A 14,660-nucleotide genomic window follows, 5' to 3' on the forward strand; every position below is an offset into this window, starting at 1 on the left:
TTTTTTGCCATCTACTATATTTTGGTTACGGGGATGCAGTGGAAGGCCTTGCCGCGGTGCTTGGGGGCAACCTCCACGGTCCATGACCGGTTCCAGCAGTGGGCCCAGGCTGGCGTTTTTAAGCGGCTTTGGACCAGCGGCTTGGTGCAGTTACAGGCCGAAGGCCGCCTGGATTGGGACTGGCAGTGTCTGGATGCCTGCCAGACCAAGGCCCCGCTTGGCGGCGAGGCCGTCGGCCCCAACCCGACGGACCGGGGCAAGGGCGGCGTCAAACGCCACGTGCTGACCGAGGCTCAGGGCTTGCCCGTCGGCGTGGCCGTGACCGGAGCCAACGTCCACGAAGTGACGCAAGTACAGGCCGTACTCGATTCGATGCCCGTGCTGCCCCCACCGGCCGAAGGCGATTTCGCCCCCGGTTTCTGCGCCGACAAGGGCTACGACGCCGAGGCCATTCGGCGCCTACTGGCCCAGTGGGGCTACCGGGTGCACATCCTGAGCCGGGGAGAGGAAGCCGACAAATGCCGCACCCCCGGCTACCGCGCCCGTCGCTGGGTCGTCGAGCGCACCCACGCCTGGTTCCACCGTTTCCGCCGCCTGCTCATCCGCTGGGAAAAGAAAGTCGCCAACTACGAAGCCCTCCTCCACCTGGCTTGCGCAAACACCGTCTGGCGACACTCCCTCCTATTTTTCGGATAGGCTCTTAATGGCCCTGCTCTTGCAGGGCATATTTTCCGGCCGGCTATCGGCCCAATCCTCGGCTATTGCACCGGTGCGGGGCGAGGTCACGGAAGCGGGTAAGGTCACTCCCCTACCCGGCGCCGTGGTGCGCTGGCTGCTCGACGACGGCACTAATGCCGCTACGGCCACGGCTGTTACCGATGCTGGCGGGCACTTTGTACTGATGCGGCCAGCTCGCGCGGCCTCCCGGCTGGTGGTGCAAGCGCTGGGCTTTCGGGCCGATACCCTGGCGGTGCCCGTGGGCGGCGCGCCTTACCTGCGGGTAGCCCTGCGCGGAGGCCAGGAACTGGGCGAAGTGAGCGTGACGGCCCGCGCCCTGGCCTACTCCGCTCTCACACCCGCCAGCGTCCAGGTAATTTCGGCCGCCGACCTCACCAAATCAGCTTGCTGCAACCTGGCCGAAAGCTTCGAAACCAACGCCTCGGTAGAAGTAACGACCTCCGATGCGGTGTCCGGGGCCAAGCAGATTCAACTGCTCGGGCTCGATGGCAGCTACTCGCTGCTGACCGTGGACAACCAGCCGGCCCTGCGCGGCCTGGCGGCGCCCTACCGCCTGGGCTACCTGGCTGGCCCCTGGATTGAGAGCATCGAAATCATCAAAGGCACGGGCTCGGTGGTGAACGGCTACGAAGCCATTTCGGGCCAGGTGAATGTGAAGCTCAAGGAGCCGGACAAAACCGACCAGCTGCTCTTCAACGTGTACGGTAACGACCTGGGCAAGCTTGATGTCAACCTGAACGCCTCGGCGCGCATCAATTCCAAGTGGAGCACGCTGCTCCTGCTGCATTCCGACCACCTGGCCAACCGCGTGGACCGCAACAAGGACACGTTCCTGGACTTGCCGCTGGCCACGCAATTCAATGCCTTTAATAAGTGGAAGTACTTGTCGGGCACCGGCATTGTGAGCGAGGTAGGAATTGGGGCATTGCGCGAGACGCGCCAGGGCGGCCAGACGGGTTTCCGCGATACCGGCGGCGATGCGGCATACTTCGAGCACTATGGCACCACGCAGGCTACCACGCGCTATACCGGCTACTCCAAAACGTCGTACACCTGGCCCACGCGGCCCTTCCAGAGCCTGGGCCTGCTACTGAGCGGCACCGACCACGATTTCACCTCGGCCTACACGCCCGGCTATTCAACGGCTACCGCCACTGGGCCGCGCACCTACGATGGCCGGCAGCGCACCGGGCTGGGCACGCTGCTTTTTCAGAGCGTGCTGGGCAATACCTCGCACGTGTACCGCACCGGCCTCAGCTTTCTGTACGACAACTATCAGGAGGTTTTTCGGGATGGCTACCGGTATTCCATCGAGACGCCGGCCGAGGCCAACCTGCGCGAGCACCGCAACCGGCGGGAGCTGGTGCCCGGTGCCTTTGCCGAATACACGTACCAGAACAGCCGCAACTTCACGTTTGTGGCCGGCCTGCGCGCCGACCGCCACAACCTTTACGGCTGGCAGCTCACGCCCCGGCTCAACCTTAAATATGACCCGGCCAAGAACACCGTGCTGCGCCTGGCCGCCGGCCGGGGCTTCCGCGTAGCCAACCCCATTGCCGACAACGCCGCCCTGTTGGCCAGCGCCCGGCAGTTTCAGATAGCGCCTAACCTGCGGCCCGAGCGGGCGTGGAACCTGGGCGGCAGCGCTACCCAGTATTTCACGGTGCTGGGACGGCAGGCCACATTCGTCGTAGATTATTATCACACTGAGTTTGATAACCAGGTGGTGGCTGATATGTACACGGCCGCCCGCGACGTCATCATCGACAACCTGGCGCCCGGCGGCCGCTCCTTTGCCCGCAGCTTTCAGGCCGAGCTGCAAATAGAGCCGCTGAAAGGACTTCAGGTGAAGGGCGCCTACAAGTACCTCGACGTGCGTACGACTTACGATGACGTGTTGCTGCCCAAGCCCCTCACCCCGACGAACCGGGCCTTTCTCAACCTGGGCTACGCCAGTGCCTTCGACAAATGGCGGGGCGACCTGACGGTGCAATGGTACGGGCAGCGTCCGCTGGCACCCATCAACAGCGCGCACACGCACGGTAGCGGGCAGGAATACGTGCTGGCCGTAGCGCCTCGGTATGCGTTGCTCAACGCCCAGCTTACCCGTGGCTTTAAGCGCCTTGATTTATATGCCGGGGTTGAAAACCTGACCGATTACCGCCAGGCCAATCCCATCCAGGGCGCGGCTAACCCCTTCGGCCCCGACTTTGATGCCGCCATGGTGTGGGGTCCGGTCTACGGCCGCCTCACGTACGTGGGCCTGCGCTACCGCATCGAGTAGCCGGCCGGCCTTTTTAAACAACCACCAACGACTTTTTGTGGCCGCAATTTTGTTACAGACACTCTCACCGCTCAGTAACCAACCTTTTTTTATGAAATTCCTTCTTTTCCTTCCGTTTGTTGCCTTGTTGAGTTTCTCCAGTGCACAGGCTCAAACTGCTCCGGCAGCTCCAGCCAAATCAGCCAGCGCCAGCGCGGCTACGGCCCAGTTCAAGACGTCGGCCGTGTGTGACATGTGCAAAACCCGCATTGAAAAAGGCATGGCCTACGAGAAAGGGGTGCAACGCGCCGTGCTCGACGTGCCCACCCAAATGCTCACCGTAACCTACCGCCCCGACAAAACCTCGCCGGCATCCCTGCGCACCGCCGTGCAGAAAATCGGCTACGACGCCGACGACCAAACCGCCGACGCCCGCGCCTACAACCGCCTGCCCGACTGCTGCAAGAAGACCAACGCCGTCCACTAAAAGGACCACGGATTCGCTCGGATTTATCGGATTACGCGGATTTTGTGGATGCATAATCCCGTCCTACTATTAGTTACGATAAAAAAAGGCCATCCTCTTGGATGGCCTTTTCTGCTTTCAACGGTTAAACAACCTCAAACCAAGCCGCTCACAAAATCCGCATAATCCGATAAATCCGAGCGAATCCGTGGTTCGGCCCAGGATTACTTGGCCTGCCACAGCCGCCACCACGGCAGGTACGGCTGGTCGTGGTGCTCGTAGTGGTAGCCAAAAAAGTAGCAGCTCACAAAGGCCCAGGCGTGGTGCCGGAACTGGCTGCGCGACTTGTGCTGGTTATCCGGGGCGTGCTCGCCGCGGTGCGGCAGGTAGGTACCGAAGAAGAAAAGCTGCAACGTGGCCAACAGCGCGGGCACCATCCAAAAGGCGATGACATTGGCCTGCGGAAACCACAATTTCAGCACGTTATAAGTGAAGGCCATCAGGGCAACTTGCCACCAGGTCACGTAGTTCCAGGCGAAACGCAGGAACCAGGGCAGGAAACCGGGGTGCTTGCCATCGTGGTAATCGGGGTCGTCGTGGGTGCCCACGTGGCGGTGGTGGGCGTGGTGCATGGGCAGCTGGCCGGGAAACCAGTTGTACGCAAACAGGCCGGCAGCCACGGTGCCAATGGCATTGTTCAGACGCTTATTACCACTTACCAGGCCGTGCATGGCATCGTGCGCCGTGATGAACAGGCCGGTGTAGAGGTGGGTTTGCAGTAGCAGCAGCAGATACGGCGCCGGACTCCGCCAGTCGGGCTCGTAAAAAGCCAACAGAAAAGCCAGCAGGCTCACCCAACCTGCAAAAACCAGCGCCGCTACCGCCACGCCCTTCGTACCCAGCGGCGCGGGCGCCACGCGACGGGCGGCCGGGGCGTTGGTGAGGTGCGAGTTGGCAGTAAGCGGCATAGGGGAGAAAAACGTGAACGACTTAGGTGAGGCCGGCATTCAAAATTTCTGGATTCCGGCACAGATTACAACCCGGCCAGCCGGTCGCGCACCTGTTCCATCAGCCACATGGGCGTGCTGGTAGCGCCGCAAATACCCACCGACTGGCCGGGCTGAAACCACTCGGGCTGAATTTCGCCCACGTTGGAAATAAAGTGCGTTTGCACGTTGGTTTCCTTGCACACCTGGTACAAAACCTTGCCGTTGGAGCTTTTGGTGCCCGATACGAAAACAACCTGGTCGAACTGCGCCGCGAAGCGCCGCAGGTCCTTGTCGCGGTTGCTCACCTGCCGGCAAATGGTATCGTTGGCATTCACCGCAATGCCCCGGCCTTCCAGCTCGCTTTTGATGTTGTAGAAGCTGCTGGTGCTTTTCGTCGTCTGGCTGTAGAGGGTCAGGTTCTCGGGCAGCTCGTGCTGGAGCAGCTCTTCCAGGTTCTCAAATACCACGGCGTTGCCGCTGGTCTGGCCCAACAGGCCGAGTACCTCGGCGTGGCCGTGCTTGCCATAAATAAAAATCTGCTCCTTTTTATCGTAGCTGGATTTGATGCGGTTCTGAAGCTTGAGCACCACCGGACAGCTGGCATCAATCAGGGTCAGGTTGTTTTCCATGGCCATCTGATAGGTGGCCGGCGGCTCGCCGTGGGCCCGAATAAGCACGGCTTCGTCGCGCAGCTCGGCAAATTCCTCGTGGCAGATAATGCGCAGTCCCCGGGCTTCCAGGCGCTGCACTTCCTCATCGTTGTGTACGATGTCGCCCAAACAATACAGGTAGCCTTGCTCTTCGAGTAGGTCTTCGGCCATTTGAATGGCGTAAATAACGCCAAAGCAGAAGCCGGAATTGGGGTCGATACGGACGCTGAGCGACAATTGGGGCATAGACCAAGGTAACCGGCAACCCGCCCGCAAGGTTGCGAAAGATTTGCCGGGCTGCCGAAAATACAAAAACCTGGCTTATTTCAATTTACCGAATCCTGGAACGGGGCGGCTTTCTACTCGCCCACCTTGCCCAGGCGCTGGGCATCCTCGTCGCTCACGTGCCCACGCTCAACCAAAAAATCACGCACCGTGCGAAACGCCACCGGGTCGAGGCCGGACTTCGGGTGTTTCAGCGCCGCGTTGAGCAGCAAGTCTTTATCCTCATCCACGTGCTTGCTCAGGCCCAAAAAGGCGGGCAGGTTGCTTTCGACCGAAAAGCGCAGGAAACGTATTTCGGGGTTTTGCGGGTCCAGACTCACGGCCTGCTCAAAGGTGCGGGCGGCGTCCTGCACGTAGCTCATTTTATTGAACATAGATGCGTCGCGGGCCCGGATGGCTTCGGCAGCGCCTTTGTAGCCCAGCACCAGCGCGTCACGGTCCTTGTAGTCGGCCAGGAGCTTGTAAAATTTTTCGCCGGCAGCTTTATCAGCAGCGGCTTGCTCGTAGTGGCGGCGTAGGTTGGCCGGGGCGTAGGGAGATGACACGGAGGAAGAAGGCAAGAGTGAATAATTGAAAAACAGGTACTTAGGCGTAATCAAAGCAACCGGCCCGTCAGTAGCTACTAGCGCTGTACTCACACGTAAGGGCGGGGCTGACATCGCGAAACCGCCATCAACCAGACCGAACAGAAAGAGCACGCCGAGAATTTTCATAGGGGCAAAAGTACGAAGTACGGAAAACAGTTGATTTCCCATTCGCAAATCCCGTGCTCAAAAATGCCAACCACGGTCAAATACGCGACAATCGGTACCGAAAATAGGACCCCAACAGCAGGAGAATCTTAGTATTGTCGGGTACCCGAACCCGCTCCGTCAGAATGCGGGCCGCGGGCAGCTTCCGTATTTTATAAAACAGTTTCAGGTAGTACACATAGGCCAGGTACACGCCCAGTCTGGCGCAGCGCGGCAGGCGCACAATGCCTTCGTAGGCCGCTTCAAAATCGGCCTTGATGTCGGCCTCAATCTCGCTTTTGGTGGCGTCGTTGAAGTGCTGATACACCACCCCAGGGAAGTATACGCGGCCCCGCTCCTCGTAATCGGAGCGGATATCGCGCAAAAAATTTATTTTTTGAAAGGCCGCGCCCAGCCGCCGTGCCGGTTCCCGCAGTTTGTCGAACATCGCCGTGTCGCCGTCGCAGAAGATTCGCAGGCACATCAGCCCCACCACCTCGGCCGACCCATAGATATATTCATTGTACAGGCCGGGATGGTAGCTCTGGTCTTCCAAATCCAGGGCCATGCTGTGCAGGAACGCCTCAATAAACTCGTGGTCGATGCCATAGCGGCGCACTACGTGCTGAAAAGCGTGCAGCACCGGGTTGAAGCTCAGGCCGGTTTCCAGGGCCTCGTAAGTCTGGCGGCGGAAGTCGGCCAGTAGCGCGGCCTTGTCGTGGTCGTGGAAGGTATCCACTATTTCATCGGCCCAGCGCACGAAGCCATACACGGCGTATACCGGCAGGTGCAGCTTCTCGTCGAGCGTGCGAATGCCCAGCGTGAACGAGGTGCTGTAGCGCCCCGTGATAAGCTTGCTACACGCCAGGCTCGTATCAGTGAAAAGTTTAACGTGGTCCATTTTTTATTAATTAGTAATTAATAATTAGCAATTACTAATTGAGTTATTCTACTGCACTAGAAAGTGAAGCCCTGATTTTTCATTACTAATTATTAATTACTAATTTCTTTCAACACTTCGCCGGCCACTACCTGCCCCGAAATGAGTGAAGGCGGAACGCCAGGACCAGGCACCGTGAGCTGACCGGTAAAATACAAATTTGAGATTTTTTTACTTTTCAGCGTCGGCTTCAGAATAGCGGTTTGCCGGAGCGTATTCGCCAGGCCGTAGGCATTGCCCTTATAGCTATGGTAGTCGGCCACAAAGTCGCGGTGGGCGTAGCTACGCTTGAACACCACGGCGTCGCGGATGCTGTGGCCGCAGTGGCGTTCGAGCCGGTCCATCAGCAAGTCGTAGTATCGCTCGCGGGTGGCCTCGTCATCGGTCAGGCCGGGGGCCACGGGAATGAGCAGGAACAGGTTTTCCTGGCCTTCGGGGGCCACGGTAGGGTCGGTTTTGCTGGGCACCGAGGCGTAGTACAGCGGCTTGGTGGGCCACTGCGGCTGCTCGTATATCTCGCGGGCGTGCTGGTTGAGGTCCTCGTCGAAGAACAGGTTGTGGTGCCGCAGCTTGTCCAGCTTCTTGTTCACGCCGAGGTAGAAGAGCAGCGAGGACGGCGCCATGGTGCGCGAGTCCCAGTATTTCTCGTCGTAGTGGCGGTGTTCTGGCTTGAGCACCTCCTGCTCGATGTGATGGTAGTCGGCCCCGGCAACCACGGCATCAGCAGCAAAAAAACCGCTGGCGGTGCGCACGCCGGTACTGCGGCCGTTTTCAACCACAATTTCCTGCACTTCTTCATTGCAGCGAATGGCTACCCCCATTTCTTCGGCCAGGCGCACCATGCCTTCCACAATCTTGTGCATGCCGCCCTTGGGGTACCAGGTGCCCAGCGCCAAATCGGCGTAGTTCATGAGCGAATACAGCGCGGGCGTGTTTTCGGAAGTAGCGCCGAGGAAGAGGATGGGGAATTCCACCAGCTCCAGCAGGCGCGGGTCTTTAAAGAAGCGGCGCACGTGCTTGTGCATGCTTTGCAGCACGTCCATCCGCACCATGTCTACCAGCAGCTTGGGGTCGGCAAACTCAAAAACCGAGCGGCTCGGTGCATACACCAGCCGGTTGATGCCCACCTCGTATTTATAGGCAGCCTGTTTCAGAAACGCATCGAGGCGGGCGGCACTGCCGGGCTCATAGCGCTCGAACAGGGCCCGCAACTCGCTCATTTTGGCCGGAATATCCACCGCCTCCGGGCCTTTGAATATTACCTGGTACGAGGGGTCCAGCCGCTGCAGCTCGTAATAGTCGGCCACCTTTTTGCCGAAGCGGGCAAAGTATTTCTCAAATACGTCGGGCATCCAGTACCAGCTCGGGCCCATGTCGAAGGTGAAGCCCTGGGCGTGAAACACCCGGGCCCGACCGCCGGCCCCCTCGTTTTTTTCGAGCAGCGTGACGCGCCAGCCAGCCTGGGCCAAGGTGGTAGCGGCAGCCAGGCCCGCGAAGCCAGCCCCGATGACCACGGCATGTTTGGACGAGCCCGCAGATGGTGCTGTAGCAGCACTAATAGCGGCGTTGACGGCCGTAGTAACGGCGGTGGCGGCGGTGGTGGCGGCGGATGCGGACAAGGGCAGGAACAGACGTAGTGGATGAAAAAGCGAAGAACGCCCAAAAAAAGCCGCCGACCCCGCGCCGCGCAAGCAGCAACAAGACCGGCGGCCTAGCAATTTATGACAAGCACTTAGGCATCAACTGCTTCGTTGATATCTGCGGCCGAGGCACCGACAGGGGCATATACCTGCAGCGCCGACTTCAGCTCCTTACGGGCAATGTGGATGCGGTTTTTGACGGTACCAATCGGAATTTGCAGCTTCTCGGCAATCTCCATGTACTTGTAGCCGATGTAGTACATCATGAACGGGGTGCGGTAGTCGGTGCCAAGGCTGGAAATAGCCTCGTTGATGTCGCGCACCACGAAGTCTGATGTGGCACCGTTGTGGGTGATGTAGTTCTGGTCAGTATTAAAATACTGGAAATACTCCGTCGAATCGATGTTGGAGCTGCGCTTGGTAATCTTGTTGTAGTTGTTGATGAAGGTGTTGCGCATGATGGTATACAACCACGCCTTCAGGTTGGTACCGGCTTTAAACTTGTCTTTGTTGAGGAGAGCCTTAAGGAGCGTCTCCTGAACCAAATCCTTAGCGTCATCAGCGTCTCGCGTCAAATTCATGGCGGCGGGCCGGAGGGTGAGCGAAATCTTCTGCACTTGCGAGGTGAATTCTAGCGAAGTCATTCTGTTTAGCTTTTCGTGGCCGATTGTTAAACAAATATACGAGACTTATTGAAATTAAGCCGTGACTGACAAAAGAAATCTGTCCCGCCGGGTATATATGTCCCTTGTTATCGCACCAAAGTAATGCGTACGGCTACTCCCTTCCCCCGCCCTTAGCCCAACGGCCGGATTTTGTCGAGCAACCGACACATTTACGGGCCCGAGCGGCGAATGGATTGTGAAACTGCCGGCTGTTCAGGCCGCTACTGGGGCCAAATTAATTTCGTTTATTCCCGCCAAAAAATCGGTCATCAACACCGGAACGATGCAATTGGAGGGCAACGTCAGCCCTTCCTGCCGGGCCAGGCTGCCATAGAGCACCACCCGCCCGTTGGGGCACAGCTGGTACAGCATCTGGGCCAGTTCGCCCACCCGCGTACGTTCGGGCTGGGTGGTGAGCACCGTCACCAGCACATCGGGCCGATAGGTATGGCACACGGTACCCAATTCCTTAACTGGCATGTTCTGGCCCAGATACAGGGTGTGCTGGCCCCGCACCCGCAGGGCGTAGTTCATAAAGAGTAAGGCCAGCTCGTGCAGCTCATGCTCGGGCAAAAACAGCAGCCACCGGGGCTGCTCTTTCGCGTTGAGCAGCGGCAGGGCATCGGTAGCGGCCAGCAGTTTCTGGCGCAGCAAGTGCGAGAGCAGGTGCTCCTGCGCCAGGTTCATTGTTCCCGCCAGCCACATCAGGCCAATGCGCTGCAACAGCGGGTAGGCCACGTGCAGCATCATGTTTTCGAAACCCAGCTGCCGGGTGGCCTCGTCGAACAGGTGGCACAGAGCAGGTTCGTCCATGCCCAGCATGGCAGCCAACAGCGCATTTACCTGCCGGGCGTAGTCGTGGGCATCGTCGCAGCTGGCGAGTACGGCGCTATTCAGCTCGTCGTCGCTGAGGCGGGCCACCTGAGAAATACGGCGGCCCTGCCCGCAAAGCGTGGTTACGTTGAGCAAGCGGCGCAGGTCGTCGTCACTGTACAACCGGATGTTGGTAGCGGTTCGCACGGGCCGCAACAGGTCGTAGCGCTGCTCCCACATCCGAATGGTATGCGCCTTAATGCCCGAAAGCTGCTCTAAGTCGCTGATGGAATACTGGCCCATTTAGGATGTAGGTGGCAAACGAAGAGTATGTAAAAAGAAGTCAGGCAAAAAGTCAGCGCTGATATTTTGCGTAAATCTACTTGGCTAATTCGCCGGTTCGCGTTTTTCGCTTTTGCGCTTGTTGGCGGGCCAGCGCCAGGTATTTGGGCGAAACCCACAGCAGGCCAAACTCGGCCGAGCCGTCGCGGCCGGTGGTTTTGTGGTGGGTTTTGTGGGCCATGTTCAGGGCCCGCAGGTAGGTGTTGTCCGACTTCTTCCAGAAGCGCAGGCGACCGTGAATCAGCACGTCATGCACGAAAAAATAGACGGTACCATAGGCCGCGATACCCACGCCTACCCAAAACCACCAGCGCCCGCCATTGTCCCCGGTGATGAACAAAGCGGCCGAAATCCCGCCGTAGATTATGAAAAACAGGTCGTTACGCTCCACCGGGTGGGGGTGCCGCACATGGTGCGAGCGGTGCAATACCCACAGGGGCCCGTGCTGCACAAACTTGTGCATGAACCAGGCCCAGAATTCCATGAAACCGAACGTAGCGAGGGTGATGCCAATGGCGGCAAGTGCTGTCATGGGTGAGTAACCGGAGCGGGGAAAGTGTTGTTTGGAATGAATGCCTTTTAACGGTTAGTGGTCAACGATTAGTGGCTAACAGATAGGGATTTATCCATTATCAACCACTAATCGTTAACCACTAACCACTAATAATTAGCACTTTACCAACTAATCTTTTCCTTGTTCAGAAACGCGGCAATGCCTTTGCGGCAGTCTTCCGAGCCACGGGCTTCGGCGTTGCGCTGGGCGGCGTAGCGCAGGCCGTCTTCCAGGGGCAGTTCGGGCAGGCGGGCGAGCATTTCCTTGGTTACTTCCATGCTCTGGCCCGAATTCTCGCGGCACAGACGCTGGGCGTAGGCCTGTACAGTTTCGGCCAGCTCTTCTTTCGTGGAGAGGAAGGTAACCAGGCCCATGTCCAGCGCCGCCTGGGCTGACACCACATCGCCGCTGAGCAGCAGCTGCTTGGTGCGTGCCTCCCCAATGCGGCGCAGCAGAAACACGCTCACGATGGCCGGAATAAACCCTATCTTGACTTCGGTGTAACCAAATTTGGCTTCGGGTACGGTAAACGTGATGTCGCAGATGGCGGCCAGACCACAGCCGCCGGCCAGGGCGTGGCCCTGTACCTGCCCAATCACCACTTTTTTGAGGGTGTAAATCTGATGAAACAGCTGCATGAGGTGCGTGCTGTCTTCGAGATTGTCGGTGTAGCCGAAGCCCTGCAAGTCCTGAATGTAGGCCAGATCGGCACCGGCGCAAAACACGTCGCCAGCGGCCCGCAGCACAATTACCTTAACCGACTCATCGTTTTCGGCGAATTCAAAAGCCTGTTTCAGCTCGGTTACTACGTCGGCATTCAGGGCGTTGCGCTTGTCGGGCCGGTTCAGGGTAATGTAGCCGATGCGGTCCTGGGCTTCGTAGCGAATGTAGCGGAGGGCTTCGAGTTCGGGGGTTAGCAGGTTTTCCATGAGTAGCGGTAAAAGCGCGGGCGAATGGTTGCATTCAAGGATGCAAACCGGGCCAGAATGGTGGCATCCTTTGAGGCAATTAACGCAAAAAACTCCCGGTTGGATTATTTTTCTTGCCCAACCGACCTGCCCAACGGCTGAACGCATTCGGATTCTGGGCTATACGGTTTGCCGGGCCGAACTCGCCAACGAAAAATCCGCACTGCCCCAAAGCGCTGGCAAGCCAACCGGGTCGGCAGTTCCCGGCAGTTGGCGTGCTAGCGCGCGGCCAAGGGCGGGCGGCACCGAAACGCGCCCTTGGCCGTGACGTCCCAGGTGCGAAACCCGTGGGCACGCAGGCTGGAATCGAGCCGGGCGACGTACCATATTTTGCACGAGGAATCGAACACCACCTGGGTCTGGTTTCCGAAAACGGCGGCTACGGTTTCGGGCTTGAGACGTGCGTTGCGGCGCAGCACCAGCACATCGAGCGGCACGGGCCGTGTGGCCGAGGAAATGCGGTTGGACACGAAGCCGATGCGCAGGCCGCGCCAGTGGGCCAGCACCACGGGGCCGGGCTTCACGAACAGGCGCGCGTTGGCGCTGTCGGGGTCGGCAAGCCGCCGCACGGGAATGGTGGTGTTCTGCCAACCCACTGAATAGGTGGGGTGCATGGACCGGCGCAAAATCAGGCCCGGCAGCAGGCGGTAGGTGCGCTCGGTTTCGTTTAGAGGTACCGAATCGGGCGTCACGAACTCGGCCGCCGCGCCCTGCCAGAAGCCCACAGCCGAGCGGCGCGGAATGCTGTACACGATGAACTCCTCGGTGGGCGCCACGGCGCGGGCTTCGGCGATGCGGGTGCCCGCATACAGCACCAAAATACCCGCCGACCAGCGCAGCCACCCCAGCCGCCGGGTGCTGGCCCAGGCCAGCAGCGCCCCGATGAGCAGAAATAGCAGTACCGTTTGCAGCGCCGTGACGTGTACCTCCCGAATAACCGAGCCCGACATGACGCGGCTCACCCAGAAAATGTATTCGTTGAAGGCCCATACCATCCATTCCATCACGAGGGCCACACTGCGCGGCAACCAGTCGAGCACCGGCCCCGCGGCGGCGGGCAGCACGGCGGTGGCGGCTACGGCAATGCCTTTCAGCAGCAGCAGCACCAGGCCCACGTACACGGCGCCGCTCGAAATGGGCACGGCCCCGAGGTTAGAGAGCAAAAAGCTGAGCGGGAATTGGTGGAAATAATAGAGTCCCAAGCCAAAAGTGGCCACCTGCGCGGCCAGCGACAGCGCCGTGGCTTTCCAGACCAAATCCAGAAACCAGCCGCTGCCCCGCCATGCCCACTGTACCGGCCGCGACTGCCAGGGCCGGCGCCGGGCGTAGAAATAGCCTTCTACATCGAGCCAGCCCGCAATGCGCGGCTGCAAATACACAATGCTGAGCACGGCCAGAAACGAGAGCTGAAAGCCGACATCGGCCACGATGAAGGGATTGAATACCAGCAGCGCAAAAGCCGCCGCGCCCAGGGTGTTGAATATCATGTCCTGCCGCCCGGTGGCCCGCCCCAGAATCACAAACGTGAACATAACCGTGGCCCGCAGCACCGAAGCCGACAGGCCCGTGAGAAAGGCATAGCTCCAGATAACGGCCAGCCCCAGCAGCGCCGACCAGATGCGGAAGCCCGGCATCCGCCCAAAAAGCACCCGCAGCAGCCACGACATGGCCGCGAATAACAGCCCCACCTGCAGGCCCGAAACGGCCATGATGTGCGTGGTGCCAGTGTTGGTATAAGCCTGCTTGGTTTCCGCGTCCACGTCGTCCTTAATGCCCAGCACCAGGGCCGAGGCAATGGCATACTCGCGCTTCTCCTTAATGTAGTGCCGGAAAACCCCATCGAGCTGCGTGGCGGCCCGCATGCTGATGGCAATGAGCAGGTTGGGCGGCGCAATGCGCAGCAAGCGGTACTGGTCGAGGTGAATGTACTGCTGGTGGTAGACCTGCCGATATTCCAGGTAACGGCGGTAGTCGAATTCGCCGGGGTTGAGCGGGGCCTTGCTCAGGTCGGGGTGCCCGCGAATGAGCCACACTTCGCCGTAGCTCGGCTGCGGAATACCGGCCACCCGCGGCAGCGAAACCCGTACGCCGCCCGTGGCCCGGCGCCAACGGCCGGCCACCCGCACCGCCTGCACGCGCAGGGTGGTGGCGTAGGTGGCGGCCCGCACTACCACGTAGTCGTCCACCACGGCCTGATAGGCTTCTACCTGGTCGGCAAAACGGGCCAGGTGGTCGGCGCGGCGGCTTTCGGTAGCGCGCTGCGTGAGGGCGGCGCCCAGCAAAGCCACCGCCAGCAGGGCCACCGTGCCGGCCGCATCGGTCGCGGCGGGGTGGCGCCGTGGCACGCTCCAGAGAATTAGCAGCACGGCCCCCACGGCCAGACTCACGGCGTAGGGCCACAGTTCGGGCCAGCTTTGGCCGAGGTTAAGAAAGGCCACAATGCCAATTATCAGCGCGGGGGTATACCGCACAAATGGAAAAGTGGCCCAGGTAATCATGGCTGATAGATGGCTGGTAGCAAGGGAGGTATTGGGCTGGCAATGTAAGCGTTTATGCCGCATGCCCGGCTGTATCTTGGCCGTACCAACCACTCCCTCAGCCCCGCCCTTACGCCGAA

At 59.8% G+C, this 14,660-nt stretch carries 13 protein-coding genes; 3 read left to right on the forward strand and 10 right to left on the reverse strand.

Translation table 11 applies throughout. From position 1 onward, the window contains the following. The 3 genes from GM79_RS11450 to GM79_RS11460 all read left to right on the forward strand — a co-directional run. Positions 1-696, forward strand: a 696-nt coding sequence (locus tag GM79_RS11450) for an IS5 family transposase (RefSeq protein WP_035561153.1), incomplete at its 5' end; no start/stop codon positions are given. Positions 697-703: 7 nt separating this feature from the next. After that, positions 704-3,022 (forward strand): TonB-dependent receptor plug domain-containing protein, encoded by a 2,319-nt coding sequence (locus tag GM79_RS11455; RefSeq protein WP_035563924.1) that lies wholly within the window; start codon positions 704-706, stop codon positions 3,020-3,022. Between the two features lie 91 nt (positions 3,023-3,113). Next, the gene (locus tag GM79_RS11460) at positions 3,114-3,488 is read left to right on the forward strand and encodes a heavy-metal-associated domain-containing protein (protein ID WP_035563926.1); all 375 of its coding nucleotides are present in this window, start codon (positions 3,114-3,116) and stop codon (positions 3,486-3,488) included. A 203-nt stretch (positions 3,489-3,691) separates the two neighbouring features. Here GM79_RS11460 and GM79_RS11465 read toward each other — a convergent pair whose 3' ends face one another. From GM79_RS11465 to GM79_RS11510, 10 genes are all read right to left on the reverse strand, one after another. Then, positions 3,692-4,435: a fatty acid desaturase gene (locus GM79_RS11465; protein WP_081867709.1), complete on the reverse strand. Its 744-nt coding sequence runs from the start codon at positions 4,433-4,435 to the stop codon at positions 3,692-3,694. A 65-nt stretch (positions 4,436-4,500) separates the two neighbouring features. Further along, positions 4,501-5,352, reverse strand: a complete 852-nt coding sequence (locus tag GM79_RS11470) for a 4-hydroxy-3-methylbut-2-enyl diphosphate reductase (RefSeq protein ID WP_200875603.1) — start codon at positions 5,350-5,352, stop codon at positions 4,501-4,503. Between the two features lie 113 nt (positions 5,353-5,465). Then, positions 5,466-5,936 carry a hypothetical protein gene (locus tag GM79_RS23025; RefSeq protein WP_152559962.1) on the reverse strand — a complete coding sequence of 157 codons (471 nt, stop codon included), beginning with the start codon at positions 5,934-5,936 and terminating at the stop codon, positions 5,466-5,468. Positions 5,937-6,180: 244 nt separating this feature from the next. Next, positions 6,181-7,023 carry a phytoene/squalene synthase family protein gene (locus GM79_RS11480; protein WP_035563931.1) on the reverse strand — a complete coding sequence of 281 codons (843 nt, stop codon included), beginning with the start codon at positions 7,021-7,023 and terminating at the stop codon, positions 6,181-6,183. 92 nt (positions 7,024-7,115) lie between these two features. Then, positions 7,116-8,576, reverse strand: a complete 1,461-nt coding sequence (locus GM79_RS11485) for a phytoene desaturase family protein (protein ID WP_035563989.1) — start codon at positions 8,574-8,576, stop codon at positions 7,116-7,118. Positions 8,577-8,794: 218 nt separating this feature from the next. Further along, a complete protein-coding gene (locus tag GM79_RS11490) occupies positions 8,795-9,346 on the reverse strand; it encodes a sigma-70 family RNA polymerase sigma factor (RefSeq protein ID WP_051718807.1) in 552 nt (183 codons plus the stop codon). A gap of 234 nt (positions 9,347-9,580) precedes the next feature. Next, positions 9,581-10,483 (reverse strand): MerR family transcriptional regulator, encoded by a 903-nt coding sequence (locus GM79_RS11495; protein ID WP_035563934.1) that lies wholly within the window; start codon positions 10,481-10,483, stop codon positions 9,581-9,583. Positions 10,484-10,559: 76 nt separating this feature from the next. Beyond that, the gene (locus GM79_RS11500; protein ID WP_035563935.1) at positions 10,560-11,054 is read right to left on the reverse strand and encodes a sterol desaturase family protein; all 495 of its coding nucleotides are present in this window, start codon (positions 11,052-11,054) and stop codon (positions 10,560-10,562) included. 143 nt (positions 11,055-11,197) lie between these two features. Next, positions 11,198-12,004, reverse strand: coding sequence for an enoyl-CoA hydratase/isomerase family protein (locus GM79_RS11505; RefSeq protein WP_051718808.1), 807 nt, complete (start codon positions 12,002-12,004; stop codon positions 11,198-11,200). Positions 12,005-12,261: 257 nt separating this feature from the next. Continuing rightward, positions 12,262-14,541, reverse strand: a complete 2,280-nt coding sequence (locus GM79_RS11510; RefSeq protein ID WP_035563938.1) for a ComEC/Rec2 family competence protein — start codon at positions 14,539-14,541, stop codon at positions 12,262-12,264. Between the last annotated feature and the right edge of the window lie 119 nt (positions 14,542-14,660).

Source organism: Hymenobacter sp. IS2118, from assembly GCF_000715495.1.
GTDB lineage: Bacteria > Bacteroidota > Bacteroidia > Cytophagales > Hymenobacteraceae > Hymenobacter.